The organism is Pseudomonas sp. LH21, from assembly GCF_036549575.1.
GTDB classification, from domain to species: domain Bacteria; phylum Pseudomonadota; class Gammaproteobacteria; order Pseudomonadales; family Pseudomonadaceae; genus Aquipseudomonas; species Aquipseudomonas peradeniyensis.
Window position 1 is genome coordinate 4,841,839 of sequence record NZ_CP144367.1, and the last position, 26,223, is coordinate 4,868,061.

Here is a 26,223-nt window from a genome sequence, read left to right on the forward strand (position 1 = left end):
GGTCCACCCTTGGTCCAACCACACGACGCAGGAAACCAACAATGATTCGAATGCCTCTGGCCTCCGCCAGTCTGCTGGCCATCGCCATCGCTCTCGCCGGTTGCGGCGAAGGCAAGGACGACAAGGCCGCCGCACCGCAAGCCCAGGCACCTGCCGCCGCCAGCACCACCGCCGCAGCGCCGGGGGCTGTCGATGAAGCGGCCGCCAAGGCCGTGGTCAAGCACTACGCCGACATGGTCCATGCCGTGTACAGCGACTCGCTGAGCACCGCCAAGCAACTGCAGACCGCCGTCGACGCGTTCCTGGCCAAGCCCAACGACCAGACCCTGAAGGCCGCCCGTGACGCCTGGGTCGCCTCGCGCGTGCCGTACCTGCAGAGCGAAGTGTTCCGCTTCGGCAACACCATCATCGATGACTGGGAAGGCCAGGTGAACGCCTGGCCCCTGGACGAAGGCCTGATCGACTACGTCGACAAGAGCTACGAGCACGCCCTGGGCAACCCGGCGGCCAACGCCAACATCATCGCCAACACCGAGATCCAGGTCGGCGAAGACAAGATCGACGTCAAGGACATCACCCCCGAGAAGCTCGCCACCCTCAACGAGCTGGGCGGCTCGGAGGCCAACGTCGCCACCGGCTACCACGCCATCGAGTTCCTGCTCTGGGGCCAGGACCTCAATGGCACCGGCCCGGGCGCGGGCAACCGCCCGGCTTCCGACTACCTGGAGGGCAAGGGCGCCACGGGCGGCCACAACGACCGTCGCCGCGCCTACCTGAAAGCGGTCACCGACCTGCTGGTCAAGGACCTCGAAGAGATGGTCGGCAACTGGGCGCCGAACGTCGCCGACAACTACCGCGCCACCCTCGAAGGCGAGCCGGCCAACGACGGCCTGCGCAAGATGCTGTTCGGCATGGGCAGCCTGTCGCTGGGCGAACTGGCCGGCGAGCGCATGAAGGTCTCGCTGGAAGCCAACTCGCCGGAAGACGAGCACGACTGCTTCAGCGACAACACCCACTACTCGCACTTCTACGACGCCAAGGGCATCCGCAACGTCTACCTGGGCGAGTACACCCGTGTCGACGGCACCAAGCTGAGCGGCCCGAGCCTGTCGTCGCTGGTGGCCAAGGCCGACCCGGCCACCGACGCCACCCTCAAGGCCGACCTGGAAGCCACCGAGGCCAAGATCCAGGTGATCGTCGACCACGCCCTCAAGGGCGAGCACTACGACCAGCTGATCGCCGCCGACAACGCCGCCGGCAACCAGATCGTGCGTGACGCCATCGCCTCGCTGGTCAAGCAGACCGGCGCGATCGAGCAGGCCGCGGGCAAGCTGGGCATCGACAACCTGAACCCGGATACCGCCGATCACGAGTTCTGATCAGCGTCGCGGTTCAGCAGAGGCGGCCTTCGGGCCGCCTTTTTGTTTTCCAGCAACACCACCGCCCCCTTGTAGGAGCGGCCTTGTGCCGCGAAAGGGTCGCGAAGCGGCCCCAGGGTTTCGGTGTTGACGCAAAGATTGCTGGGGCCGCTTCGCGGCCCTTTCGCGGCACAAGGCCGCTCCTACAGGCACCGTGGCCAGCTGACATGGATTTCATCCAGCAATTGCAAATTGCTCTTATTCAAACACCCCCGGCCTGATAAGCTTGCACGCCGGTTTTTCGCCCATGCCCAGGATCCTCGATGTCCTTGCTCCGCCTAAGCCCCCTGCTGCTGGCCCTCGCCCTCGCCGCCTGTGACGACGCTCCGCGTTTCACCCAGGCCGAGCCCGGCGAAGCCCTCTCCGGCGGCAAGGCCACGGTGCAACGCAGCGACCGCAACGCCTATTCTCTGCCCTCGGCCAACCTCACCCCCGAGCGGCGCCTGGATTTCGCCGTGGGCAACAGCTTCTTTCGCAACCCCTGGGTGATCGCCCCCTCCACCACCACCGCCCGCGATGGCCTCGGCCCGTTGTTCAACACCAACGCCTGCCAGAACTGCCACGTGCGCGACGGTCGCGGCCATCCGCCGGAGCCGGACGACAGCAACGCGGTGTCGATGCTGGTGCGCCTGTCGATCCCCGACCAGCCCTACTACGCCCGCGAGATCGAGCGCCTGGGCGTGGTCCCCGAACCGGTCTACGGCACCCAGCTGCAGGACATGGCCATCCCCGGCGTGGCCCCGGAAGGCAAGGTGCGGGTGAGCTACGACAACCACAGCGTCACCTTCAAGGACGGCCACCAGGTCGAACTGCGCCGCCCGACCCTGCAGATCACCCAGCTCGGCTACGGCCCACTGCACCCGGACACCCGCTTCTCGGCTCGGGTCGCCCCGCCGATGATCGGCCTGGGCCTGCTCGAAGCCATCCCCGAGGCCGACCTGCTGGCCAAGGAGGACCCGGACGACCTCAACCGCGACGGTATTCGCGGCCGCGCCAACCGAGTTTGGGACGACGCCCAGGGCAAGACCGTGATCGGCCGCTTCGGCTGGAAGGCCGGGCAGCCCAACGTCAACCAGCAGAACGTGCACGCCTTCGCCGGCGACATGGGCCTGACCACCACCCTGCTGCCAAAGGACGACTGCACCGCGGCGCAGGTCGATTGCCTGGCCGCGCCCAACGGCGACGGCCAGGGTGGCGAGAAGGAAGTCAGCGACAACATCCTGCGTCTGGTCACTTTCTACACCCGCAACCTCGCCGTGCCGGCGCGGCGCAACGTCGATGCGCCGCAGGTGCTCGCGGGCAAGAACCTGTTCTACCAGGCGGGCTGCCAGGGTTGCCACACGCCGCAGTTCACCACCGCCGCCGATGCGTCCGAGCCGGAACTGGCCGGCCAGGTGATCCGCCCCTACAGCGACCTGCTGCTGCACGACATGGGCCCAGGCCTGAGCGACGAGCGCACCGAATTCGCCGCCAATGGCCAGGACTGGCGCACCCCACCGCTGTGGGGCATCGGCCTGAGCGAAACCGTCAGCGGCCACAGCCAGTTCCTCCACGACGGTCGCGCCCGCAACCTGCTCGAAGCCGTGCTCTGGCACGGTGGCGAGGCCCAGGCGGCGCGCGATCACGTACTGACCTTCAATGCCGAGCAGCGTGCCGCGCTGCTGGCGTTCCTGAATTCCCTTTAAACCGCACAAGGAGCCGGGCATGTTCCGACCCAAACTGTTGTTCACCAGCCTCGCCGCCCTCGCCCTCGGCGCCTGCTCGCCGCAAGATCCGCAGGCAGTGACCTCCGCGGCCATCGCCAAGCAGGTGATCCTGCCGACCTACAGCCGCTGGGTCGAGGCCGACCGGCAGCTGGCCGCCAGCGCCCTAGCCTACTGCGAAGGCAAACAGTCCCTGGAGACCGCCCGCGCCGACTTCCTCGACGCGCAGAAGGCCTGGGCCGAGCTGCAGCCGCTGCTGGTCGGCCCGCTGGCCGAGGGTAACCGCCCTTGGCAGGTACAGTTCTGGCCCGACAAGAAGAACCTGGTCGGTCGCCAGGTCGAGCAGCTGGTCAACGGCGAACAGGCGGTCACCGCCGAGTCGCTGGGCAAGGCCAGCGTGGTGGTGCGTGGCCTGTCGGCCTACGAATACATCCTGTTCGACAGCAAGCCGGACATCGCCAGCGCCGAGCAGAAGGCCCGCTACTGCCCGCTGCTGGTGGCCATCGGTGAACACCAGAAGGCCCTGGCCGAGGAGATCCTCAAGGGCTGGAACAGCACCGACGGCATGCTGTCGCAAATGACCAAGTTCCCCAACCAGCGCTACGCCGACTCCCACGAGGCGATCGCCGACCTGCTGCGGGCCCAGGTCACCGCCCTGGACACCCTGAAGAAGAAACTCGGCGCGCCGATGGGCCGGCAGAGCAAGGGGATCGCGCAGCCGCTGCAGGCCGAGGCCTGGCGCAGCCACTCGTCGATCAAGAGCCTGGAAGCCTCGCTCAAGGCCGCCCAGACCGTTTGGGTCGGGGTCGACAACCAGGGCTTGCGCGGCCTGCTGGGCAAGGATCAGGCGGCACTGGCGCAAAAGGTCGACGATGCCTACGCTGCGGCGATCAAGCTGCTGGCCGACAACCAGAAGACCCTGGGCGAGTTGCTTGCCGACGACACCGGCAAGCAGACCCTCAACCAGATCTACGACGCGCTCAACGTCGTCCACCGCCTGCACGAAGGCGAGCTGGCCAAGGCGTTGAACATCCAGCTGGGCTTCAATGCCAACGACGGTGACTGATCATGCTGCGACGCCAGGCCCTGAAACTCGGTAGCGTGTTGCTCAGCGCCCTGACCCTGGGCGGCTGGAGCCTGTTCCGCGGCAAGGGCAGCGAACCCTTGCTGCTGTCGGCGCGCGACGACGGCGACGGCAAGCACTATGCCGTCGGCTTCCGCCTGGACGGCACCCAGGTGTTCAGCACCCAGGTGGCCCAGCGTTGCCATGCGATCATCAACCACCCGACGCTGCCGATCGCCTTGTTCGTCGCGCGCCGGCCCGGTACCGAGAGCTACCTGGTCGACCTGCGCGACGGCCGGCTGCTGCAGACCCTCGCCTCGCAAGCGCAGCGGCACTTCTACGGCCATGCGGTGATCCACAAGGATGGCGAGTGGCTGTACACCACCGAGAACGACACCACCGATCCCGGCCGCGGCGTCCTGGGCGTCTATCGGTTCGAAGGCGAACGCCTGGTGCACAGCGGCGAGCTTTCCACCCACGGCATTGGCCCTCATGAGGTGGCCTGGCTGCCCGATGGCGAGACCCTGGTGGTGGCCAACGGCGGTATCCGCACCGAGGCCGAGAGTCGGGTGGAAATGAACCTCGACGCGATGGAGCCGAGCCTGGTACTGATGCAGCGCGACGGCACCCTGCTGAGCAAGGAGACCCTGGCCCAGCAGATGAACAGCGTGCGCCACCTGGCAGTGGGCGACGATGGCACCATCGCCGCCTGCCAGCAGTTCATGGGTGGCTCGGAAGAGACCGCCGAGCTGCTGGCGATCAAGCGTCCTGGCGAGCCGTTCAAGGCCTTCCCGGTGCCGGAGCGCCAGCTGCAGTCGATGGCCCAGTACACCGCCAGCGTCGCGATTCACAGCGACCTGCGCCTGGTGGCCTTGACCGCGCCACGGGCCAATCGCCTGTTCATCTGGGACCTGGACAGCGGCGCGGTGAAACTCGATGCGCCGATGCCCGATTGCGCCGGGGTCGGGGCAGTGAAGGATGGCTTCGTCGTCACCTCCGGGCAGGGGCGTTGCCGGTTCTACGATTGCCGCAAGGCGGAGCTGATCGGCCAGCCGATGAACCTGCCTTCGGGCTTCTGGGACAATCACCTGCATCTGGTCTGATTTGTCGTAAAAGCCATCGCGGGGCAAGCCCGCTCCCACGACGTGGGAGCGGGCTTGCCCCGCGATTTGGCCGGCACAAGTTTATCCCTCCCCTTTTCGCAAAAACCGACAATACTTTCCCCCACCGCACGTGGGCCAGATCGCCCGTGGTCGTGCCCAGTGAATAACAAACCCACATCCAGGGAACCGGACCATGTTGCGCCGCCGCATGCTGATCATGTTGGCCGTCGTCCTGCTGATCGTGTTGATCCTGGGGGGCATCAAGGCCTTTTCCATCTACCAGCAGGTGCAGATGTTCTCGCAGCCCCGGCCGCCGGTAAGCGTGGCCGCGGCCCAGGCCGAGCTGCGCCAGTGGCAGGAGCGCCTGCCGGCGGTCGGCAGCCTCAAGGCCTATCAAGGCGTGGAGCTGAGCCTGGAAGTCGCCGGCACGGTGAAGTCCCTGCACTTCGAGTCCGGGCAACAGGTGAAGGCCGGCCAGTTGTTGCTGCAACTGGACAGCGACCAGGAGACCGCCCTGCTCGGCACCGCCCAGGCCGACCTGGGGCTGGCCAAGGTCGACTTCGGTCGGGGCAGCCAGCTGGTCGGTGATTCAGCCATCTCCCGCGGCGAGTTCGACCGCCTCACCACCCAGTACCGGCGCAACCAGGCGGTGGTCGAACAGCTCAAGGCCTCGCTGGCGAAAAAGAGCATCAGTGCCCCGTTCAGCGGCACCATCGGCATCCGCCAGGTGGACGTCGGCGCCTACCTGGCCAGCGGCACGGTGATCGCCACCCTGCAGGACCTGTCCAGCCTCTACGTCGATTTCAATGTGCCCGAGCAGGCGCTGCCGCACCTGAGCCTCGGCCAGCGGGTGCTGGCACAGGTGGCCGCCTATCCCGAGCAGACCTTCCCCGCCAGCCTCAGCGCGATCAACCCCAAGGTCGAGGAAAGCACCCGCAACCTGCTGGTCCGTGCCACCCTGGCCAACCCCGATGGCAAGCTGCTGCCGGGCATGTTCGCCAGCCTGCAAGTGCTGTTGCCCGACCCGCAGCCGCAGGTGGTGGTGCCGGAGAACGCCATCACCTACACCCTCTATGGCAACTCGGTGTACCGGGTCAGCGAGAAAAAGGGCGAGGACGGCCAGCCCCAGCGTGACGCCAACGGCCAGCCGCAGCTGATCGCCGAGCAGCTCACCGTGCAGACCGGCGAGCGCCGCGAGGGCTGGGTCGTGGTGCTCAAAGGGCTGCAGGCTGGCGATCAGGTGGTCACCGCCGGCCAGCTCAAGCTGACGCCCGGCGCGGCGATCCGCATCAGCGCCGACACCGCCCTCAAGCCCGCCGCGCCCGGCGCGAAGTGAACGGGAGGCGGCCATGGCGTTCACCGACCCGTTCATCCGCCGCCCGGTGCTGGCCTGCGTGGTCAGCCTGCTGATCCTGCTGCTCGGCCTGCAGGCCTGGAGCAAGCTGCAGATCCGCCAGTACCCGCAGATGGAAAACGCCCTGATCACCGTGACCACCGCCTACCCCGGGGCCAATGCCGAGACCATCCAGGGCTACATCACCCAGCCCTTGCAGCAGAGCCTGGCCAGCGCCGACGGCATCGACTACATGACCTCGGTGAGCCGGCAGAACTTCTCGATCATTTCGGTCTACGCGCGGATCGGCGCCGACACCGACCGCCTGTTCACCCAGTTGCTGGCCAAGGCCAACGAGGTGCGCAACAAGCTGCCCCAGGACTCCGAGGACCCGGTGCTGAGCAAGGAGGCCGCCGATGCCTCGGCGCTGATGTACATCAGCTTCTACAGCAACGAGATGAGCAACCCGCAGATCACCGACTACCTGTCCCGGGTCATCCAGCCCAAGCTGGCCACCCTGCCGGGCATGGCCGAGGCCGAGATCCTCGGCAACCAGGTGTTCGCCATGCGCATCTGGATCGACCCGGTGAAGTTGGCCGGCTTCGGCCTGTCGGCGGTGGACGTGACCAACGCCGTGCGCCGCTACAACTTCCTCTCCGCCGCCGGCGAGGTGAAGGGCGAGTACGTGGTCACCAGCATCAACGCCACCACCGAGCTGAAATCCGCCGAGGCCTTCGCCGCCCTGCCGGTCAAGACCAGCGGCGACAGCCGGGTGTTGCTGGGCGACGTGGCACGGGTGGAAATGGGCGCGGAAAACTATGACACGGTCAGTTCGTTCGACGGCACGCCGTCGGTGTACATCGGCATCAAGGCGACGCCTGCGGCCAACCCGCTGGAGGTGATCAAGGAAGTGCGACGGATCATGCCGCAGCTGGAAGAGGAACTGCCTTCGAGCCTCAAGGTGTCCATCGCCTACGACGCCACCCTGTTCATCCAGGCGTCCATCGACGAGGTGATCAAGACCCTCGGCGAAGCAGTGCTGATCGTCATAGTCGTGGTGTTCCTGTTCCTCGGAGCCCTGCGCTCGGTGGTGATCCCGGTGGTGACCATCCCGCTGTCGATGATCGGCGTGCTGTTCTTCATGCAGATGATGGGCTACTCGCTGAACCTGCTGACGCTGCTGGCCATGGTGCTGGCCATCGGCCTGGTGGTGGACGACGCGATCGTCGTGGTGGAAAACATCCACCGTCATATCGAGGAGGGCAAGACGCCCTTCGACGCGGCCCTGGAAGGTGCCCGCGAGATCGCCCTGCCGGTGGTGTCGATGACCATCACCCTGGCCGCGGTGTACGCGCCCATCGGCTTTCTCACCGGGCTGACCGGTGCCTTGTTCAAGGAGTTCGCCCTGACCCTGGCCGGAGCGGTGGTCATCTCCGGCATCGTCGCCCTCACCCTGTCGCCGATGATGTGCGCCCTGCTGTTGCGCCACGAGCAGAACCCCAGTGGCCTGGCCCACCGCCTGGACCTGATTTTCGACGCGCTCAAGGTGCGCTACCAGCGCCTGCTGCACGGCACCCTGAACAGCCGCCCGGTGGTGCTGGTGTTCGCCGTGCTGATCCTGTGCCTGATTCCGGTCTTGCTGATGTTCACCCGCAACGAACTGGCGCCGGAGGAGGACCAGGGGGTGATCTTCATGATGAGCAGCTCGCCGCAGACCGCCAACCTGGACTACCTCAACGCCTACACCGACCAGTTCACGCCGATCTTCAAGCGCTTCCCCGAGTACTACTCGTCGTTCCAGATCAACGGTTTCAACGGTGTGCAGAGCGGGATCGGCGGCTTCCTGCTCAAGCCCTGGAACGAGCGCGAGCGTACGCAGATGCAGTTGTTGCCGCTGGTGCAGGCCGAGCTTGAGCAGATCGGCGGCCTGCAGATCTTCGGTTTCAACCTGCCGTCGCTGCCCGGCACCGGCGAGGGCCTGCCGTTCCAGCTGGTGATCAACACCGCCGGTGACTACCCGGCCCTGCTGGAGGTGGCCCAGCGGGTCAAGGAGCGCGCCCAGGCGTCGGGCAAGTTCGCCTTCCTCGACATCGATCTGGCCTTCGACAAGCCTGAGGTGGTGATCGACATCGACCGCGCCAAGGCGGCGCAGATGGGGGTGTCGATGGACACCCTGGGCAGCACCCTGGCGACCTTGCTGGGCGAGGCCGAGATCAACCGCTTCACCCTCGAAGGCCGCAGCTACAAGGTCATCGCCCAGGTCGAGCGCCCATACCGGGCCAACCCTGGCTGGCTAAATAACTACTACGTGAAGAACGAGCAGGGCCAGCTGCTGCCGCTCGCGACCCTGATCACCCTCAGCGACCGCGCCCGGCCGCGCCAGCTCAACCAGTTCCAGCAGTTGAACTCAGCGATCATCCAGGGGGTGCCGCTGGTGAGCATGGGCGAGGCCCTGGAAACCGTGCGCGCCATCGCTCGCGAGGAGGCGCCCGAGGGGTTCTCGCTGGACTATGCCGGGACGGCGCGGCAATTCGTCCAGGAGGGCAGCGCGTTGTGGGTGACCTTCGGCCTGGCGCTGGCGATCATCTTCCTGGTGCTGGCGGCGCAGTTCGAGAGTTTTCGGGATCCGCTGGTGATTCTGGTGACGGTGCCGTTGTCGATCTGCGGGGCGTTGTTGCCCTTGTTCCTGGGGGTATCGAGCATGAACATCTATACCCAGGTGGGGTTGGTGACCCTGATCGGGCTGATCACCAAGCATGGGATTCTCATTGTCGAGTTTGCCAATCAGCTACGGGATGAGCGGGGGCTTGGGGTACGGGAGGCGATCGAGGAAGCTGCCGCGATTCGCCTGCGGCCGGTGCTGATGACCACGGCGGCCATGGTGTTTGGCATGGTGCCCTTGATTTTGGCCTCTGGGGCCGGGGCGGTCAGCCGGTTTGATATCGGGATGGTGATTGCTACCGGGATGTCGGTTGGGACGTTGTTTACGTTGTTTGTTTTGCCTTGTATTTATAGTGTTTTGGCGCATAAGGGAGGGGTTGGTGTTCGTGGGTGATTGTTTTTGGTTTTGTATGCGCATTCATTGGCGATGGTGACGCATAGTCACCTTTCCGCCCTTACGGCGGGTCCCTTTTTGAAGGATCAAAAAGGAACCAAAAAATCCTCGCTCCATTCATCCGGCCCCTACGCTGCGCTCCGGGGTCCCCTCGCTCCGTTCTTGCTCCCGGGAGGACCGCGCTGAACGCCCCATCCTGGGGCGCAGCGCTTGACGGCCATCCATGGCCGTCACCTCCCTCCGCAAGAACTCCGCTCGGCCTCCTGAAGTCGCAATTGGTGTTGCCTGAACTACCGCGTGCTTAGAAGCAAGAGCAAGAGTAAGAGCAAGAGCAAGAGCAAGAGCAAGAGCAAGAGCAAGAAATTCAAAGTTATTTATTTGACAGTTAGTTATGTACTAATTGTTCCGACCCATTCGCGGGGCAAGCCCGCTCCTACAGGGTTTTATATCACGGCGACTATTGCGTGGGAGCGGGCTTGCCCCGCGATGCGATCGAGAGATGAATTAAGTTTAAACTAGCGACAGCTGCGCAAGTCCAGGCGCCGCTCGTAACTTCGCGACTTCAGGAGGCCGAACGCAGGACTTGCGGAGGGAGGTGACGGGCATGGATGCCCGTCAAGCGCTGGGGCCCAGGATGGGCCCTGCAGCGCGGTCCTCCCGGGAGCAAGGCCGGAGTGAGGGGACCCGGAGCGAAGCGTAGGGCCGGATGAATGGAGCGAGGATTTTTTGGTGACTTTTTGATCCTTCAAAAAGTTACCCGCCGTAAGGGCGGAAAGGTGAATAAGCGTCGACATCGCAAATGAATGCGCATACAACTTCAAAAACAAAACACCAACCAACCAACCAACTACGAACCCCAAATAAACAAACGCCAGAGATCCATAAACAAACCCCTGGCGCAAAACACATAACCCACGTCAACCAAACGGCCGCAACCCCTGCCTCATCCCAAACAAGAACAACAGAAGATCATGATCCGGCTCAGCCCGCCCCCGCTCTTCCCTGGCCACCCGTGGTAACGGACACACCCCACCGACCTCAGCCTTGCTGAAGACCGTAGGCCGCGGCTGCTCCCAGGCCGCCGCCGCCGCCGTGGTCACCGCCAACGCCGCGACCAGGAATAAAGCTCGAGCGATTTCTAGTTTCATTGCTCTAAACCTTTGACCGCGCTGCCAAACGCCATTTGGTAAAAATAGAGCAAGGTCTGCCATTCCGCCTCGTTGAACGACGAGTGGCGGCGCAACTGCCGCAGGTCGTTATAGGCCGCCCGCTGGCAACTGATCCGCCGCCGGCATTTCTCGAGGTCCAGCAACGCCACTTCCACACGCGCCTGCTCGCCCTCGCCCAGTACCTTGACGAACACATGCTTGCCGTACAGGCAGCCATGCTGCCAATGCCCCAGGTGCATGCGCGCCAGGTTGTCAGCGAGGTCCTTGAGCATGCGTTCGTGCACCGCCTGCGGGTAATGCTCGCGGGCCCCGGAGGCATGCCAGGCATCGAGGTCGACGAAGCCATCTAGCGCCTCGCTGACCAGCAACGCCCGCCACTGATGATCCGCATCGCGCTCGGCCCCGGCATAGACGATTCGCGGTACCCGCACGCCCAGTTGCTCGAAACTGTTCAGCGCATCGAGTTCGCGCAACACCGTGGGGCGCCCGAACGGATGCAGCAGGCTGCGGTAGATGTGCCCGACCTGACGTTTGGCATACAGCAGATGGCCATCACCGTCGCTCAGGCGCTGCACGCCACTTTCGCCACCACGCCGCTGGTTGGGCTCCTCGACCCACTCCCCCTGCTGCTGCCAGTAGTAGTCGAACTGCCTGGACTGATTCTGGGCTACCGCCATCACTCATTACCCCTTGCGCAATACGTACACTCGCCACATGGCATAGAACGGCAGAAAGTCGAGTCGTTCCTGAATTCTGAATCCCGCTGACACAAATTCTTCTTCAACTGTAGCCGCCGGTAACACGAAGCGGTTCTGGTAGCTGTCCTGCGCGGCCCGGGCACTGCGCCTGGCTTCGAGCTTGCGGCGGCGCCAGGCCTTGAAATTGCCATCCACCCACAGTGAAAGGATTACGCTGTCGCGGCTAACTCGTTGAAACTCCGAAAGAATTGTCTTCCGATGGGCCGGATCACCGATATGGTGGAACAGGCGCATGCAAAAGATGCTGTCGACCGCGTTGTCCGGCAGGTCGATGGCGAACGCGGAAGTCTGCAAGGGGCGTACCCGCGCAACCACCTCTGGCGGTTGTGACGCACAGGCTGTCTCGATCATCGCCGCCGAATTGTCGGCACCGATGATCACGCGGTTGGCCTTTTCGGCCAGCAGCGGCCAGAACCGTCCGGCGCCGCAGGGCAGGTCGAGCACCAGGCCAGGCTCACCGGCCAGCGCCAGGGCGCGGCGGGCCAGTTGCTCGTCACGCTGGTGGGAAAGGCGTCGAGCCAGGCCATCCTGATGCTTGAGGAAGTATTCCCGGGCGTGATTGCGGTCGTACTTGTCCGAGAATTCGAGTTTGATGGGGCTACGCATTGGACATCTCCTGACTCCAGTGCGCTCACCTTAGGTAGGCAAGCGTTGGAATCAGGTCATGTCGATGTGAAAAATCTGTCAGCGTCAAATGCAGGTGTTACAGGACGTTAATCAGGATCCAATAGCCCATCCCGGCCTTCACCGTCCTGCACCACTTTCGTGCCCTGGCTCAGGTCGACCTGGAAGCGGCAGCCATGGGGCAGCGTCGCGGTCAGGGTAACGCGCCAGCCCTGGTCGTCACAGATGCGTTGCACCAGCGACAAGCCCAGGCCCAGGCCCTCGCCACGGCGCTCATCGCCCCGCACGAACGGCCGGAACATCGCCTCGCGCTGCTCCTCCGGAATCCCCACGCCACTGTCCTCGACACTGAAGCCATTGGCTTCCAGGCTAAGGCGAATGTAACCGCTGTCGGTGTAGTGCGCCGCGTTACGCAGCAGGTTACCCATCACCGACTGCAGGAACGTGGCGTTGTACAGCACCGGGCTGGCACTGACTCGACCATCGTAGTAAAGCGCCAGCCCCTTCTGTTCGATGGTGTCACGCCATACCCCTATCAGATCGTCGCCCACCTCGCGCAAGCTTGCCCGTGAAGCGACGGCACCTTCATCGCGCTGGGCACGGGCAAGCATCAGGAAGGTCTTCACCAGTTCGCGCATTTCCTCGGTTGCCCGTGCAATGCGTTCGACCTGGCTGCGCGCCCGCCCATCGAGGCCGGGGTTTTCCATCAATAGCTCGCACGAGGTCGCCAGGACCATCAACGGCGTGCGCAGCTCATGACTGACATCGCTGGTGAACAGCCGCTCACGAGTCAGGGCATCACGCAGGCGCCCCAAGGTATCGTCGAAGGCGACAGCCAGCTGGCCGACCTCGTCCGCCGCGTAGTCCGGCGCCAACGGCGGCGCCAGGCCCAGCAACTGGTCACGGTGGCGCACCTGGCGCGCCAGGCGGATCACCGGCGCCATCACCCGCCGCGCCAGCAACCAGCCGAGGATCACCGCCAGGGCCAGGCTGAGCACGAAGCCGACCACCACCACGGCGAACAGCACCCGCTCGCGCTCCTCGAAATCGCTCTGGTCCTGCAGCAGCACATAGCGCCGCCCGTCGACGATCTCGACCATGGCATGGTACGAAAGCTGGTCGCGAAACACCTCGTGGAAGCCCGCATCCAGGTGACGCAGGTCCTTGGGCAACTCGAAGTCATCGCGCCCGCCACTGAAATAGAACAGCTGGTCGGGGCGTGGCCGGTGGCTCCAGTCGCTGACGCTGTCCATGCGCAGCAGGCGCTGCAGATCGCCACCGAGCACCGAGGAGATCAAGCGTTCCTCGACCAGGTGCACCGTGGCGACGATGCCGAAGGCGAAGGCCCCGGCCACCAGCGCGCTCATCAACGCGAATGCGATGATGATGCGCTGGGCAAGGCTCTGCTTAAACTCCATCGCGACCCTCGGCGAGGCGATAGCCGACGCCATGGACGGTATGCAGCAGGGGCTTGTCGAACGGCTTGTCGATCACCTGGCGCAACTGGTGGACGTGACTGCGCAGGCTGTCGCTGTCCGGGCAGTCGTCGCCCCACAGCGCTTCCTCGAGTACTTCCCGACGCAACACATGAGGGCTCTTCTGCATCAACACGGCCAGCAGCTTCAGGCCGACCGGGTTGAGCTTGAGCAGGCGCCCCTGGCGGGTCACCTCCAGGGTATCGAGGTCGTAGCTCAGGTCGGCGACCTGCAAGGTACGCCGCCCTCCACCCTGGGCGCGGCGCAGCACGGCCTCGATGCGCGCCGCCAGTTCGGATAGCGCGAACGGCTTGAGCAGGTAATCGTCCGCGCCCGAGCGGAAGCCCTGCAGACGGTCGTCCAGCTGGTCGCGGGCGGTGAGCATGATCACCGGCGTGTCGCGCCGAGCATCCTCGCGCAGACGCTTGCACAGCGTATAGCCATCGATGCCCGGCAACATGATGTCGAGCACGATCAGGTCGTAGTGTTCGGTCGCGGCCAGGTGCAGGCCGGACAGGCCATCCTGGGCACAGTCGACGGTGTAGCCCTTCATGCCGAGGTAGTCGGCCAGGTTGGCCAGAATATCGCGGTTGTCTTCAACCAAAAGAATGCGCATCGAGGTCTCCTGTGCGGCGCTTCGCCGGGCGCGGCAGGCGCAGCTTACGGCCAATGCCTGCATGGTGCCATGCCCTGGCTCGAAATCTCCGAACTTGACAGTTTTTTCACCGATCATTCACGCACTCAGGATAGCGGGCACCTGACAATGCACGGTCTTTTCCATCCTCTGGAGTCACCATGCAGGCATCCGTGCGCCCTCGCCCGATCAACCCGTGGCTGTACCTGGGCATCCCTTTCGTCACCGCCGTGGCCTTGATCCTGCTCGAATGGACATCGCTGGACATGGATGTGGCCAACCTGTTCTACGACCCGGTTGCCAGTCAGTTCATCGGTCGCCACAGCTACCTGCTGGAGACCATCCTGCATGACCGGGTCAAGCAGGGCGTGATCGTCTTCGGGCTGCTGGCCGTGGTCGGCTTCGCCCTGAGTTTTTTCTGGCAGCGGCTGCTGGGCTGGCGCCGCGAGCTGGGTTGCCTGGTGTTGGCGCTGGGGCTGTCGACCGCCTTCGTCACGCCGCTGAAGAAGGTGACCCAGGTGCAATGCCCTTGGAGCCTGACCCAGTTCGGCGGCAAGGAGACCTACAGCAAGCTGCTGGAGCCGCGCCCTGCCACCGACAAGCCCGGATTGTGCTGGCCGGGTGGGCATGCCGCGACCGGGTTCTGTCTGTTCGGCCTGTTCTTCATGCTGCGCGACCGCCGTCCGCGCCTGGCACGGGTGGCGCTGGGGGTGGCCTTCGTGGCCGGCTCGGTACTGTCGATCGGACGGATGATGCAGGGCGCGCATTTCCTGTCGCATAACGTGTGGACGGCGGTGTTCTGCTGGTTGATCGGGCTGGGGTCGTACTACCTGGTGCTGTATCGCAGAGGCGTTGCCAGGGCACCGGTGGCCGAACACCGCGCCGTCTGATGAGCAATCGCGGGGCAAGCCCGCTCCCACGCTTGCGACAACGCCAGAACTGGCAAACGAAAAAGCCCCGCACTAGGCGGGGCTTTTTCTTGGTGCAGGGGGTAAGGCTGGCTTACATCATGCCGCCCATGCCACCCATGCCGCCCATGTCAGGCATGCCAGCAGCTGGCTTGTCTTCCGGCAGGTCGGCAACCATGGCTTCGGTGGTGATCATCAGACCGCCGATCGAAGCTGCGGCTTGCAGGGCCGAACGGGTGACCTTGGCTGGGTCCAGGATGCCCATCTCGATCATGTCGCCGTATTCGCCGGTAGCGGCGTTGTAGCCGAAGTTGCCCGAACCTTGCTTGACCTTGTCAGCGACAACGCTTGGCTCGTCGCCGGCGTTGGCAGTGATCTGGCGCAGCGGGGCTTCGACGGCGCGACGCAGCAGGGCGATACCGACGTTCTGGTCTTCGTTGTCGCCTTTGAGGTTGACAATGGCAGCCAGGGAGCGAACCAGGGCAACGCCACCGCCAGGCACCACGCCTTCTTCGACGGCTGCACGGGTAGCGTGCAGGGCGTCTTCAACGCGGGCTTTCTTCTCTTTCATCTCGACTTCGGTGCCAGCACCGACCTTGATCACGGCAACACCGCCAGCCAGCTTGGCCAGACGCTCTTGCAGCTTCTCACGGTCGTAGTCCGAAGTGGTGTCGGCAACCTGGGCGCGGATCTGGGTGACGCGAGCCTGGATGTCGGCTTCTTCGCCAGCACCGTCGATGATGGTGGTGTTTTCCTTGGACAGGATCACGCGCTTGGCGTTACCCAGGTGCTCCAGGGTGGCGGTTTCCAGGGACAGGCCGATCTCTTCGGAGATCACGGTACCGCCGGTCAGGACGGCGATGTCCTGCAGCATGGCCTTGCGGCGGTCGCCGAAGCCCGGGGCCTTGACCGCGGCAACCTTGACGATGCCGCGCATGTTGTTGACCACCAGGGTGGCCAGGGCCTCGCCCTCGACGTCCTCGGCAACGATCAGCAGCGGACGGCCGGCCTTGGCAACGGCTTCCAGTACTGGCAGCAGCTCGCGGATGTTGGAGATCTTCTTGTCGACCAGCAGCAGCAGAGCGCCTTCCAGCTCGGCAACCATGGTGTCCGGCTTGTTGACGAAGTACGGCGACAGGTAGCCACGGTCGAACTGCATGCCTTCGACGACGGACAGTTCGTTTTCCAGGCCCGAGCCTTCTTCAACGGTGATCACGCCTTCTTTACCGACTTTTTCCATGGCTTCGGCGATGATTTCACCGATGGAGTTGTCGGAGTTGGCGGAGATGGTGCCGACCTGGGCGATGGCCTTGGAATCGGCGCATGGCTTGGACAGGTTTTTCAGTTCGGCAACAACGGCAGCAGTGGCCTTGTCGATACCGCGCTTGAGGTCCATCGGATTCATGCCGGCAGCGACGGCCTTCAGGCCTTCGTTGACGATGGCCTGGGCCAGGACGGTAGCGGTGGTGGTGCCGTCACCGGCAGCGTCGTTGGCCTTGGAAGCGACTTCCTTGACCAGCTGGGCGCCCATGTTCTCGAAGGCGTCTTTCAGTTCGATTTCTTTGGCGACGGAAACGCCGTCCTTGGTGATGGTCGGCGCGCCGAAGCTCTTGGCCAGGACCACGTTGCGGCCTTTCGGGCCCAGGGTCGCTTTTACCGCGTCAGCCAGAACGTTGACACCAACCAGCATTTTCTTACGGGCGGAATCGCCGAATTTTACGTCTTTAGCAGCCATGATCGTTTAATCCTTGGAATTCTTTGGAGTAACGGGAAGTCGGGGAAATCAGGCTTCGATAACGGCCAGGATTTCGTTCTCGGCCATGACCAGCAGGTCTTCGCCATCGACTTTCACGGTGTTGCTGCCCGAGTAAGGGCCGAAAACCACTTTGTCACCCACTTTCACGGCCAGCGCGCGTACTTCGCCGTTGTCCAGGATACGACCGGTGCCGACGGCAACGACTTCACCGCGGTTTGGTTTTTCAGCGGCCGAACCCGGCAGGACGATACCGCCAGCGGTTTTCGATTCTTCTTCGCTGCGACGGATGACGACGCGGTCATGCAGAGGACGAAGCTTCATTGTCGATCTCTCCCAAATTGTGGTTTTCATCGGCCGGTGTCGACACCGGCGGGTTGATTCGATCCGGCGTTGCCGGGCGTGGCCCGCACAGGGCGAACCACCTATGTCATGTCTGGTGTCGCCACCAGAAACCTTGCGGTGACACATACATGAGGCCGGGATATTCGATTACAAGGCTTGCTACAGAAAAATTTTCACAAGGTGTGAGAATCATCGTGGGAGCGGGCTTGCCCCGCGATCAGGGCGACCGGCCCCATCGCGGGGCAAGCCCGCTCCCACGCATTCCGAGACCTTTTCGCGGGTTACTTGTCGCGGCGCTCGTACTCGCCCTCGATCACGTTCGGACGATGGCCACCATCGCGGGGCTGGGCCTGGAATGGGTCATCCTGGAACGCGCGCTGGCGCAGGGCCTGTTCCTCGGCGCGACGACGCAGCTTTCCGGCAACCAGGCGGCGGGTGAACGGCAACAGGCAGAGCAGGCCCAGCACATCGCTGATGAAGCCTGGCAACAGCAACAGACCACCACCAACGGTGAGCATCAGGCCTTGGAACATGTCCTCAGCCGGCAGTTCGCCGCGCTGCAGGCTCTCACGGGCACGCAGGGCGGTGGCCAGACCGGCCACACGCATCACCAGCACACCCAGGGCGGAACCGGCGATGATCAGCAGCAGCGCCGGAAAGAAACCGATGGCCGCGCTGACCTTGACGAAGACGAACAGCTCCAGCACGGGAAAAAGCAATAACAGCAGTAGAAAAGCACGCATCAAGGGTTCCTCGACGGAAGAGAATCTTCCTGTAAGACCATCAGATGGATGCCTCGACGCCTGTTTTCAACCCTCTGCTTGCGTCGAATCCGGCCACTTGTCAGCGCGTGCCAGTAAAACCAAGGCCTCACGGACTTGTGTCGGCGTGTTGCAGGAAGCGGGGAAAGGCAACCAGTAAATACCCTGGCCAATACGCAGGTGCATACCCTCGCTGTCGATGCCGACCATGTGCGCCGAGCGTGGCAACCCTGCCAGTTTTACGTAGTGCTCAATGGCATTGGCATGGTCATCGTTCATATGCTCGATCATGCTTTTTTCAACCTCACCCGCGAAAGGGTTGGCCAGGGTCACCTGATCGAGCCAGTGGATTGCGCCGAAGCCGCCGATGTAGCGGTGACGTACCGGCTGGAGTACCCAGAAATCGAAGTCGTGGGCCTTGTGGTAATTGGCCGATTCAGGGAAGTACCGGTAGTAGCGGGCCGCGGCAGCCTCGATGGCCGCTTCGTCGGTCAGCTTGCGCGCCTCGGCCATCACCGTAAGGCGCCCGACTGCCTGGACGTCCTCGGCGTCGCGCTCTCCCACCAGCAGCGAACACTTGGGGTCTTTCTGCAGGTTGTGGGTGTGCTGGGCGATACGGCTGATGAGGATCAGCGGATGGCCCTCGGCGTCCAGGCAGTAAGGCACCACCGAACCGAAGGGATAGCCGGGCATGGACTTGGAGTGGGTCGAGAGAACGCCACGGTATTCCTTGAGCAGCAGTTCCCGGGCGGGGCGGAGGGCGTTGGTACTCACTGGAGAGGCTCCTGGCGGCGGACTGGATGGGTGACAAGATAAGCATTATCACCTGCGTCTGCCACTGGGTCTGCTGCCGTGTAGATCTACGCATACCCCTGTAGGAGCGGCCTTGTGCCGCGAAAGGGCTGCATAGCAGCCCCAGGATCTCAGCGATGAGGCAGACATCGCCGGGGCCGCCTTGCGGCCCTTTCGCGGCGCAAGGCCGCTCCTACAAAGAGCACGCACAGCGCTCTACCGGATCGACTCACCAGGTAACACCAAACCCGGCGGTATAGCGGGTCTTGTCCAGGTCGCTGTCGCGGGTGCCCTTGATCAGGTCCTTTTCCGCCTTCAGGTTGAGCGAGGCCCACTCGGTGACCTTGTAGCGCAGGCCCATCTCGGCATCCAGCGCGTACTCGGCCACCCCACCCAGCGGCTTGCCAACCTCGCCGTTGGTGAAGAACTCCACCTTCTTGCCGATCAGGTAGCGGTTGTAGTCCCACTTCACAGCGGCGGCATAGAAGTTGTCCTTGCCGCCATCGCGGTATTCGAAATCGGTGCGATTGATCAGCGAACCCAGCGAGAACGCGCCCAGTTCGTCATCCCAGAACTGGTAGCCCGGGCCGGTACCGACGGTACGCTGGCGCGCCAGGTCCTCGATATGGTCGCGCTTGTACTCCAGGCGCCCCTGCCAGAACCACTTCTCGGTGATGAAGCGGTCCAGGGCGTACTCGGCGCTCCAGTTGTTGGTGGTGGTGACGTCGTCCTTGGTCTCGCGGTTGTACTCGCCCTCTGCGTTGTGCCGCCAACGGCCATGGCGGGCGGTGGTCTTGAAGCTGACGTCGTAGTCGTCGGTGTTGTTCTCGGCGCGCTTGTAGTCCATGGCCACATCGACATTGCCCTTCCACAGGAAGTCCTCGACCACCGGCCGTGGCTTCATGATCTGCTCGATGCTGGCCAACTCGACGGTCTTCGGCGCATCGCCGTTGGCCAGGGTCACCTTGCCCGGTTCGGCGGCCTTGAGCGACTTGGCCTTCTCGCCGGAGTAGGCGTCCTGCTTGACCAGCAGTTCCTGGTCGCTCTCCAGCGTCTGCACCTGTTTCCAGTCCAGGGCGATCGAACCGCCATAGGGCGTCTCCAGCAGCAGCTTGCCGCCGTCGAATACCTTGATCTTGCCGCTCAGGCGGTCACCGTTCTTCATCCATACGGTGTCGGCGAGCACGGGGGTACAGAGGGACGCGGCGATGAGGCAAAGCAGGGTTCTAGAAGACATAAGCGCAATACGGGTTCGATTCGACGAAAAAGCCGGGCATTATCCAGATACCGACAACCTGAGCAAGGACAGACCCAGACCATGCCGATGAGTTCCACTCGCATTTGCCCGGACCGCCTGTCCGATTTCATTCACAGGCCAAATACCCCGTGACCTCGACGCCACCGCCCGCTGTGCCGGAGGATGCCGAGGCCCGACGAATGGCACTGTACTCGGTGCTGGGCCAGGTCCCCGCTGGCAAGGTGGTCAGCTATGGGCAATTGGCCGAACTGGCCGGCCTCGGCCGCGCGGCGCGCTGGGTCGGACGCACCCTAGGGCAGCTGCCGGCGGACACCCGCCTGCCCTGGCACCGGGTGCTGGGTGCCGGTGGCCGACTGAGCCTTGCCCTGGGCACTCCATCGGGCGACGAACAACGCGCCCGCTTGCGCGCAGAAGGCGTGAATGTGGCCAATAATCGTGTGGATATGGCACGCCATGGCTGGCGTCCAATGGAGCACAGCGGTTAGAGTGCGCGCTTTGTTTTCGCAAACCTTGAGGCAGATGTTGGCCCATGCCCCGTAAAACCTGGCGCGCTGCGCTCGCTGCCTATGCCAGCCCGTCAACTTTGGTGCTTTTGCTGCTCGGATTCGCCGCCGGCCTGCCGTACATGCTGGTGTTCTCGACGCTTTCGGTCTGGCTGCGCGAGGCGGGTGTGGCGCGTGAGACCATCGGCTATGCCAGCCTGATCGGCCTGGCCTACGCCTTCAAGTGGGTCTGGTCGCCGCTGCTCGACCAATGGCGCCTGCCGCTGCTCGGCGGCATGGGCCGTCGTCGTTCGTGGCTGCTGTTGTCCCAGGTGCTGGTGGTGCTCGGGCTGGTCGGCATGGGCTTCTGCGACCCGCAGAAGCATCTGTCGTGGCTGATCGCCCTGGCGGTGCTGGTGGCCTTCGCCTCCGCCACCCAGGACATCGCCGTCGACGCCTACCGCCTGGAGATCGCCGACGATCAGCGCCAGGCCGCCCTGGCCGCCAGCTACATGGCAGGCTACCGGGTCGCCGCCCTGCTCGCCACCGCCGGTGCGTTGTTCTTCGCCGAGTGGTTCGGCTCCACCGGTTTCAGCTACCTGCACCAGGCCTGGACCGGCACCTACGTGCTGTTCGGCGTGCTGATGCTGCCCGCGCTGTTCACCACCCTGGTGATGCGCGAACCGCCGGTGCCCCTGCGCACCCAGCTGTCGGCGGCCCGCTACGGGCTGATGCACCAGCTGGCGTCGGTGTTCGTGCTGATCATCCTGTTGGTCTCGGTGCCCGCCAGCTTCACCCAGCTGTTCAACACCGACTGGGCCAGCGTGGTGTTCGGCGACTCGACCATGCTCGACCTGCTGCTCGAGGACCGCGCCTTCCTGCGCCTGATCCTCTACGTGCTGCTGACCTGGGCCTGCCTGTCGTCCCTGGGCCGACGCGGCCTGGCGCCGGTGCTCACACCGGTCAACGACTTCATCGCGCGCTACCGCTGGCAGGCCCTGCTGCTGCTCGGGCTGATCGCCACCTACCGCATGTCCGACACGGTGATGGGCGTGATGGCCAACGTGTTCTACATCGACATGGGCTTCACCAAGGACCAGATCGCCAGCGTCAGCAAGATCTTCGGCCTGATCATGACCCTGGTCGGCGCTGGTGCCGGTGGCCTGCTGATCGTACGCTTCGGCATCCTGCCGATCCTGTTCATCGGCGGCGCGGCCTCGGCGGCGACCAACATCCTGTTCCTGATGCTGGCCGACATGGGCCCGAACCTGGAAATGCTGGTGGTGACCATTTCGCTGGACAACTTCAGTTCGGGGCTGGCCACGTCAGCCTTCGTCGCCTACCTGTCGAGCCTGACCAACCTGAAGTTCTCGGCCACCCAGTACGCGCTGCTGAGCTCGATCATGCTGTTGCTGCCGCGTTTGATCGGTGGCTATTCCGGGGTCATGGTGGAGAAGTTCGGCTACCACGACTTCTTCCTGATCACCGCGCTGCTCGGCGTGCCGACACTGGTGCTGATCGCCCTGCACTGGCGGCAGGAGGTTGGTCGGGGAAAGCCGGTGCCGGTGGAGAGTCCGGCGGCTGAACAGAACTAAGCCGTCACCGGCCTTATCGCGGGGCAAGCCCGCTCCCACGCTGACAAGTTGACCAGCTGCGTGGGAGCGGGCTTGCCCCGCGATGTTTCTACTGCACCACGGCCCCTTCCCCACGCCGACCGCCAACGACAAACCACAACGGCCAAAGCGCCAGCGCCCCTGCAATGCCTGCCGCCACGGCAAAGTGCATCAGGCTCGCGCCCGCGCCAAGCATCGCCAACACGGCGCCTCCCAGCCCCAGCAAGGCGATGGTGATCATTCCCAGCATCGCCGAGACCAGGCCCTTGCTCTGCTCGCTGGAGAACAGCGTCATGCGATACAGCACCGCGTTGGCCACTCCAAGCCCCAGCGCGTACAGCGACATGCCGGCCACCACGCTGGTCACCGTCGGCCAGCACCAGGTCGCCGCGACCATCAGCGACAGCCCCGCCAGATAAGGCCACAGGGCCCCACGCACCAATGCCGGCAGCGGATAGCGATCGGCAATGCGGTTGATGATCAGATTGCCCATGATCAGCCCACCGAACACCGGCAACTGCCACAATGCGTATTCCAGGGTGCTCAGGCCTTCGTCATGGATCAGCAGCACCGGCGACAGGCCGATCCAGCCGATCAACGGCAGCCCCACCAGCCCAAGTGCCGCACTGCCGGCCACGAAGCGCCGATTGCCCAGCAACTGGCCATAGCCTGCCAGCAACGGCAGCAGGTGGATGGGCGTGAACGGCAGGCGCGAACCGTCGCGACGCTCCACCCCCAGGGTTTCCGGCATCAGCCGGTAGAGCAGCAGCCAGCACAGCACCGCGCCCGCGGCAAACGCCACGAACAGCCAGCGCCAGTCCAGCCATTGCAGCATCAGGGTGCCCACCAGCGGGCCGAGCAGCGGCGACAGCAGGGCGATATTGGCCAGCAGGGCCATCATGCGCACCGCGTCGGCTTCGCTGAACGCTTCGTTGAGCGCCGGGTAGCTGACCGTGACCACGAAGCCCAGTCCGATGCCCTGCAACAGGCGCAGCAGGTTGAACAGGCCGATGTCCTGCACCCAGAAGGTCGCCAGGCAAGCCAGGCCGAAGAAGATGCAGCCGCCCAGCAGCAACGGGCGTCGGCCGTAGCGATCCGCCAGCGGGCCGATCAGCCACTGCAGCAGTACCCCGCCCAGCAGGTACAGGTTCAGGGCGTGGGGAATGTATTCGGGACTGGCCTGAAGATCGCCGACGACTACCGGCATGGCGGGCATGACCGCGTCGCTGGCGAGATAGGTCAGCAATTCGAACAGCGCCAGGGTCAGGCCGAACAGCAAGGCGCGCAAGGGAGTGATATACAGCAAAGGTTTCATGGCAGACATCGGGTTTGTAGGCAGGATCAAGGTATATGCCAGAAATGACAGTACCCGGCTGTGAACAAGTGTAAGGGTCCTGAAAAGCATCGCGGGGCAAGCACGCTCCCACAAGACCGGTACTGGCCATGTGGGAGCGTGCTTGCCCCGCGATGGGAAGCGACGCGGCGTTACTGGACCGCCGTCTCCTGCACCACGCGGATCACCCGCTGCGGAAACGGAATGTCGATCCCTTCGGCCTTGAGGCGGTCGCGGGCATGCTCGTTGAGCATGAACAGCACGTCCCAGTAGTCGGCAGTCTTGGTCCAGATACGCAGCGACACGGTGATCGAGCTGTCACCCAGGGTCGAGATCACCGCCTGCGGCGCCGGATCCTGCAGCACGCGCGGGTCCTGGGCCAGCTCCAGCAGCACGTTGCGCGCCTTCTGCAGGTCGGCGTCGTAGTCCACGCCCACGTCGAACACCACCTTGCGGGTCGGCTGGCGGTTGGTGTTGGTGATGATGCCGTTGGACAGGCTGCCGTTGGGCATGATCACCGTCTTGTTGTCGCCGGTGCGCAGCACGGTGTGGAAGATCTGGATGCTGTCCACGGTGCCCGCGACACCTTGCGCCTCGATCCAGTCACCGATGCGGAACGGACGGAACATCAGGATCAGCACGCCGCCGGCGAAGTTCGCCAGGCTGCCCTGCAAGGCCAGGCCGATGGCCAGGCCTGCGGCACCGATGGCGGCGACGAACGAGGTGGTCTCGATGCCGATCATCGACGCCACGCTGACCATCAGCAGCACCTTCAGCACGATGTTGGCCAGGGTGCTGATGAAACCCTGCAGCGCCGCGTCGGCACGCAGGCCGACCAGCTTGCCCAGGCGGGCGCTGAGTTTGTTGATGATCCACCAGCCAATGGCCAGTGTCAGCAGCGCCAGCAACAGGCGGCTGCCGTACTCCATGATCAAGGGGAGCCAGGTTTGCGATTGGCGGACCAGCTGATCGACTTCAGCGTTCAAATCCATGTTTATCTCCTGATGCCGAACGGCAAGTACACGATGAGGCGGGCAACGCAAAGCAAGCGGCCCGGACCCCGATGGACATCACTGCGCCATCAAGGTTCCGGGCCGCAGAGGATCAGTCGCGGAAGTTGTTGAACTGCAGCGGCATGTCGAATTCCTTGGTGCGCAGCAGGGCGATGGCTTCCTGCAGGTCGTCACGCTTCTTGCCGGTCACGCGAACCTGCTCGCCCTGGATGGCGGCCTGGACCTTGAGCTTGCCGTCCTTGATGGTGGCGACGATCTTCTTGGCCAGGTCCTTGTCGATGCCTTCGCGGAACTTGGCTTCCTGTTTCTTTTCCTTGCCGGATGCGTATGGGTCCTTGGTTTCCAGGCATTTGACGTCGATCTTGCGCTTGACCAGCGCCAGGCGCAGGATTTCCAGCATCGCCTCGAGCTGGAACTCCTCCTCGGCGGTCAGCAGCACGGTCTGCTCCTTGTCCTTGAACTCGAAGGTGCCCTTGCCCTTGAGGTCGTAACGGCGGTCGAGGTCCTTGATGGCGTTGTCGACGGCGTTCTGCACTTCGTGCTTGTCCAGTTCCGATACCACGTCGAACGAAGGCATGGATGATCTCCAGAAAAAAAAGCGCGCTCGGCCTGAAGATGGAGCGCGTCGGGTTTGATGGTTAAAATGCGGACTCATTATAACGGGTTGCGAAACGCAGATGAGCAGCACCTGGCATATTCTCGGCGCCGGCAGCCTCGGCAGCCTCTGGGCCTGTCGCCTGGCCCGCGCCGGCAAGGCGGTCCGCCTGATCCTGCGTGACCAACAGCGCCTGGCCGCCTATGAGCACGGCGGCGGGCTGACCCTGGTCGAACAGGACGGCGCCCACCACTACGCGATCCCCGCGGAGACTGCCGACGCCCCCGGCCCGATCCATCGCCTGCTGGTCGCCTGCAAGGCCTACGACGCCGCGCCCGCCGTGGCCCGCCTGGCCCCGCGGCTGGCCAACGGCGCCGAGCTGGTGCTGTTGCAGAACGGCCTGGGCAGCCAGGACGAAGTCGCCGACCAGGTGCCCCACGCCCGCTGCATCTTCGCCTCCAGCACCGAGGGCGCGTTCCGCGAGGCCGACTGGCAGGTACGCTTCGCCGGCCACGGCTTCAACTGGCTGGGTGATCCGGCCAATCCCAACGTCCCATCCTGGTTCGAGGATCTGCACGACGCCGGCATCCCGGCCCAGTGGGCGCTCGATATCCCCACCCGTCTGTGGCGCAAGCTGGCGCTCAACTGCGCGATCAACCCGCTCACCGTGCTGCACGACTGCCAGAACGGCGGCCTGCTCGGCCACCTGGCCGAGGTCGACCAGCTGTGCGACGAACTGGCCGGCCTGCTGCGCCGCTGTGGCCAGCCCGAGGCCGCCAACGACCTGCACGAGGAAGTGCAGCGGGTGATCCTCGCCACCGCGGCCAACTACTCTTCCATGTACCAGGACGTCCGCCATGGCCGGCGCACCGAGGTTCACTACCTGCTCGGCCACGCCTGCCGCGCCGCCGCACGGCACGGCGCCAGCGTGCCGCATCTGGAAAAGTTGCGCCGGCGCCTGGCGGTAAACCTCGAGGCACGCGGCTTGCGCAGCGACTGACGGCATTCATCCACAGGACAGGACACCTCTTCACC

The 26,223-nt window shown here is 64.3% G+C and carries 23 protein-coding genes; 10 read left to right on the forward strand and 13 right to left on the reverse strand.

Annotation, left to right across the window (positions count from 1 at the left end):
* Positions 1-41: 41 nt before the first annotated feature.
* From VUG52_RS22105 to VUG52_RS22130, 6 genes are all read left to right on the forward strand, one after another.
* Complete coding sequence (locus tag VUG52_RS22105) at positions 42-1,379, forward strand: imelysin family protein (RefSeq protein WP_050703879.1); 1,338 nt, start codon at positions 42-44, stop codon at positions 1,377-1,379.
* Between the two features lie 302 nt (positions 1,380-1,681).
* Positions 1,682-3,103, forward strand: a complete 1,422-nt coding sequence (locus VUG52_RS22110) for a di-heme oxidoreductase family protein (RefSeq protein ID WP_262950101.1) — start codon at positions 1,682-1,684, stop codon at positions 3,101-3,103.
* A 19-nt stretch (positions 3,104-3,122) separates the two neighbouring features.
* Entirely contained in the window at positions 3,123-4,187 is a 1,065-nt protein-coding gene (locus tag VUG52_RS22115) for an imelysin family protein (RefSeq protein ID WP_262950100.1), read from the forward strand.
* Positions 4,188-4,189: 2 nt separating this feature from the next.
* Positions 4,190-5,287, forward strand: coding sequence for a DUF1513 domain-containing protein (locus VUG52_RS22120; RefSeq protein ID WP_050703876.1), 1,098 nt, complete (start codon positions 4,190-4,192; stop codon positions 5,285-5,287).
* A gap of 193 nt (positions 5,288-5,480) precedes the next feature.
* On the forward strand, positions 5,481-6,623 hold the full coding sequence (locus tag VUG52_RS22125; RefSeq protein ID WP_050703875.1) for an efflux RND transporter periplasmic adaptor subunit: 1,143 nt from the start codon (positions 5,481-5,483) through the stop codon (positions 6,621-6,623).
* Positions 6,624-6,636: 13 nt separating this feature from the next.
* Complete coding sequence (locus tag VUG52_RS22130; RefSeq protein ID WP_262974223.1) at positions 6,637-9,675, forward strand: multidrug efflux RND transporter permease subunit; 3,039 nt, start codon at positions 6,637-6,639, stop codon at positions 9,673-9,675.
* Between the two features lie 917 nt (positions 9,676-10,592).
* Here the strand turns inward: VUG52_RS22130 and VUG52_RS22135 are convergent.
* The 5 genes from VUG52_RS22135 to colR all read right to left on the reverse strand — a co-directional run bounded on the left by VUG52_RS22135 (position 10,593) and on the right by colR (position 14,317).
* On the reverse strand, positions 10,593-10,823 hold the full coding sequence (locus tag VUG52_RS22135) for a hypothetical protein (RefSeq protein ID WP_050703873.1): 231 nt from the start codon (positions 10,821-10,823) through the stop codon (positions 10,593-10,595).
* Positions 10,820-11,521 (reverse strand): lipopolysaccharide kinase InaA family protein, encoded by a 702-nt coding sequence (locus tag VUG52_RS22140; RefSeq protein ID WP_186714041.1) that lies wholly within the window; start codon positions 11,519-11,521, stop codon positions 10,820-10,822. Before VUG52_RS22140 ends, VUG52_RS22135 begins: the two co-directional genes overlap by 4 nt.
* A 6-nt stretch (positions 11,522-11,527) precedes the next feature.
* Entirely contained in the window at positions 11,528-12,208 is a 681-nt protein-coding gene (locus VUG52_RS22145; RefSeq protein ID WP_050703871.1) for a class I SAM-dependent methyltransferase, read from the reverse strand.
* A 107-nt stretch (positions 12,209-12,315) separates the two neighbouring features.
* Positions 12,316-13,644 (reverse strand): sensor histidine kinase, encoded by a 1,329-nt coding sequence (locus VUG52_RS22150; protein WP_186731955.1) that lies wholly within the window; start codon positions 13,642-13,644, stop codon positions 12,316-12,318.
* Positions 13,634-14,317 carry a two-component system response regulator ColR gene (colR, locus tag VUG52_RS22155; protein ID WP_028689695.1) on the reverse strand — a complete coding sequence of 228 codons (684 nt, stop codon included), beginning with the start codon at positions 14,315-14,317 and terminating at the stop codon, positions 13,634-13,636. Before colR ends, VUG52_RS22150 begins: the two co-directional genes overlap by 11 nt.
* 179 nt (positions 14,318-14,496) lie before the next feature.
* Between colR and VUG52_RS22160 the strand changes: the two genes are divergently transcribed.
* Complete coding sequence (locus VUG52_RS22160; RefSeq protein ID WP_050703869.1) at positions 14,497-15,225, forward strand: phosphatase PAP2 family protein; 729 nt, start codon at positions 14,497-14,499, stop codon at positions 15,223-15,225.
* Positions 15,226-15,337: 112 nt separating this feature from the next.
* Here VUG52_RS22160 and groL read toward each other — a convergent pair whose 3' ends face one another.
* The 5 genes from groL to VUG52_RS22185 form a co-directional block, all read right to left on the reverse strand.
* Entirely contained in the window at positions 15,338-16,978 is a 1,641-nt protein-coding gene (groL, locus tag VUG52_RS22165; protein WP_050703868.1) for a chaperonin GroEL, read from the reverse strand.
* A 48-nt stretch (positions 16,979-17,026) separates the two neighbouring features.
* A complete protein-coding gene (locus VUG52_RS22170; protein ID WP_028689692.1) occupies positions 17,027-17,320 on the reverse strand; it encodes a co-chaperone GroES in 294 nt (97 codons plus the stop codon).
* Between the two features lie 302 nt (positions 17,321-17,622).
* Positions 17,623-18,084: an FxsA family protein gene (locus VUG52_RS22175; RefSeq protein WP_050703867.1), complete on the reverse strand. Its 462-nt coding sequence runs from the start codon at positions 18,082-18,084 to the stop codon at positions 17,623-17,625.
* A gap of 66 nt (positions 18,085-18,150) precedes the next feature.
* Complete coding sequence (locus VUG52_RS22180; protein ID WP_050703866.1) at positions 18,151-18,876, reverse strand: HugZ family pyridoxamine 5'-phosphate oxidase; 726 nt, start codon at positions 18,874-18,876, stop codon at positions 18,151-18,153.
* 247 nt (positions 18,877-19,123) lie between these two features.
* Positions 19,124-20,131: a DUF481 domain-containing protein gene (locus VUG52_RS22185; protein ID WP_050703865.1), complete on the reverse strand. Its 1,008-nt coding sequence runs from the start codon at positions 20,129-20,131 to the stop codon at positions 19,124-19,126.
* Positions 20,132-20,331: 200 nt separating this feature from the next.
* Here VUG52_RS22185 and VUG52_RS22190 point away from each other — a divergent pair, with 200 nt between their 5' ends.
* Both VUG52_RS22190 and VUG52_RS22195 read left to right on the forward strand, forming a co-directional pair.
* Positions 20,332-20,637: an MGMT family protein gene (locus VUG52_RS22190; RefSeq protein ID WP_050703864.1), complete on the forward strand. Its 306-nt coding sequence runs from the start codon at positions 20,332-20,334 to the stop codon at positions 20,635-20,637.
* Between the two features lie 44 nt (positions 20,638-20,681).
* Positions 20,682-22,229: an AmpG family muropeptide MFS transporter gene (locus VUG52_RS22195; RefSeq protein WP_050703863.1), complete on the forward strand. Its 1,548-nt coding sequence runs from the start codon at positions 20,682-20,684 to the stop codon at positions 22,227-22,229.
* Positions 22,230-22,317: 88 nt separating this feature from the next.
* Here the strand turns inward: VUG52_RS22195 and VUG52_RS22200 are convergent, their stop codons facing one another.
* The 3 genes from VUG52_RS22200 to VUG52_RS22210 form a co-directional block, all read right to left on the reverse strand.
* Entirely contained in the window at positions 22,318-23,562 is a 1,245-nt protein-coding gene (locus VUG52_RS22200) for an MFS transporter (RefSeq protein WP_050703862.1), read from the reverse strand.
* A 170-nt stretch (positions 23,563-23,732) separates the two neighbouring features.
* Complete coding sequence (locus VUG52_RS22205) at positions 23,733-24,572, reverse strand: mechanosensitive ion channel family protein (RefSeq protein ID WP_050703861.1); 840 nt, start codon at positions 24,570-24,572, stop codon at positions 23,733-23,735.
* 112 nt (positions 24,573-24,684) lie between these two features.
* A complete protein-coding gene (locus VUG52_RS22210; RefSeq protein WP_011535522.1) occupies positions 24,685-25,170 on the reverse strand; it encodes a YajQ family cyclic di-GMP-binding protein in 486 nt (161 codons plus the stop codon).
* A gap of 100 nt (positions 25,171-25,270) precedes the next feature.
* On the opposite strand from VUG52_RS22210, the gene VUG52_RS22215 reads away from it, so the two are divergent.
* On the forward strand, positions 25,271-26,188 hold the full coding sequence (locus VUG52_RS22215) for a putative 2-dehydropantoate 2-reductase (RefSeq protein ID WP_050703860.1): 918 nt from the start codon (positions 25,271-25,273) through the stop codon (positions 26,186-26,188).
* Positions 26,189-26,223: the final 35 nt, after the last annotated feature.

Excerpts from the sequence above, each read along its gene's own strand:
- VUG52_RS22105 (WP_050703879.1), top strand. The coding sequence starts at position 42 with ATGATTCGAATGCCTCTGGCCTCCGCCAGTCTGCTGGCCATCGCCATC.
- VUG52_RS22110 (WP_262950101.1), top strand. The coding sequence starts at position 1,682 with ATGTCCTTGCTCCGCCTAAGCCCCCTGCTGCTGGCCCTCGCCCTCGCC.
- VUG52_RS22115 (WP_262950100.1), top strand. The coding sequence starts at position 3,123 with ATGTTCCGACCCAAACTGTTGTTCACCAGCCTCGCCGCCCTCGCCCTC.
- VUG52_RS22120 (WP_050703876.1), top strand. The coding sequence starts at position 4,190 with ATGCTGCGACGCCAGGCCCTGAAACTCGGTAGCGTGTTGCTCAGCGCC.
- VUG52_RS22125 (WP_050703875.1), top strand. The coding sequence starts at position 5,481 with ATGTTGCGCCGCCGCATGCTGATCATGTTGGCCGTCGTCCTGCTGATC.
- VUG52_RS22130 (WP_262974223.1), top strand. The coding sequence starts at position 6,637 with ATGGCGTTCACCGACCCGTTCATCCGCCGCCCGGTGCTGGCCTGCGTG.
- VUG52_RS22135 (WP_050703873.1), bottom strand. The coding sequence starts at position 10,823 with ATGAAACTAGAAATCGCTCGAGCTTTATTCCTGGTCGCGGCGTTGGCG.
- VUG52_RS22140 (WP_186714041.1), bottom strand. The coding sequence starts at position 11,521 with ATGGCGGTAGCCCAGAATCAGTCCAGGCAGTTCGACTACTACTGGCAG.
- VUG52_RS22145 (WP_050703871.1), bottom strand. The coding sequence starts at position 12,208 with ATGCGTAGCCCCATCAAACTCGAATTCTCGGACAAGTACGACCGCAAT.
- VUG52_RS22150 (WP_186731955.1), bottom strand. The coding sequence starts at position 13,644 with ATGGAGTTTAAGCAGAGCCTTGCCCAGCGCATCATCATCGCATTCGCG.
- colR (WP_028689695.1), bottom strand. The coding sequence starts at position 14,317 with ATGCGCATTCTTTTGGTTGAAGACAACCGCGATATTCTGGCCAACCTG.
- VUG52_RS22160 (WP_050703869.1), top strand. The coding sequence starts at position 14,497 with ATGCAGGCATCCGTGCGCCCTCGCCCGATCAACCCGTGGCTGTACCTG.
- groL (WP_050703868.1), bottom strand. The coding sequence starts at position 16,978 with ATGGCTGCTAAAGACGTAAAATTCGGCGATTCCGCCCGTAAGAAAATG.
- VUG52_RS22170 (WP_028689692.1), bottom strand. The coding sequence starts at position 17,320 with ATGAAGCTTCGTCCTCTGCATGACCGCGTCGTCATCCGTCGCAGCGAA.
- VUG52_RS22175 (WP_050703867.1), bottom strand. The coding sequence starts at position 18,084 with ATGCGTGCTTTTCTACTGCTGTTATTGCTTTTTCCCGTGCTGGAGCTG.
- VUG52_RS22185 (WP_050703865.1), bottom strand. The coding sequence starts at position 20,131 with ATGTCTTCTAGAACCCTGCTTTGCCTCATCGCCGCGTCCCTCTGTACC.
- VUG52_RS22190 (WP_050703864.1), top strand. The coding sequence starts at position 20,332 with ATGGCACTGTACTCGGTGCTGGGCCAGGTCCCCGCTGGCAAGGTGGTC.
- VUG52_RS22195 (WP_050703863.1), top strand. The coding sequence starts at position 20,682 with ATGCCCCGTAAAACCTGGCGCGCTGCGCTCGCTGCCTATGCCAGCCCG.
- VUG52_RS22200 (WP_050703862.1), bottom strand. The coding sequence starts at position 23,562 with ATGAAACCTTTGCTGTATATCACTCCCTTGCGCGCCTTGCTGTTCGGC.
- VUG52_RS22205 (WP_050703861.1), bottom strand. The coding sequence starts at position 24,572 with ATGGATTTGAACGCTGAAGTCGATCAGCTGGTCCGCCAATCGCAAACC.
- VUG52_RS22210 (WP_011535522.1), bottom strand. The coding sequence starts at position 25,170 with ATGCCTTCGTTCGACGTGGTATCGGAACTGGACAAGCACGAAGTGCAG.
- VUG52_RS22215 (WP_050703860.1), top strand. The coding sequence starts at position 25,271 with ATGAGCAGCACCTGGCATATTCTCGGCGCCGGCAGCCTCGGCAGCCTC.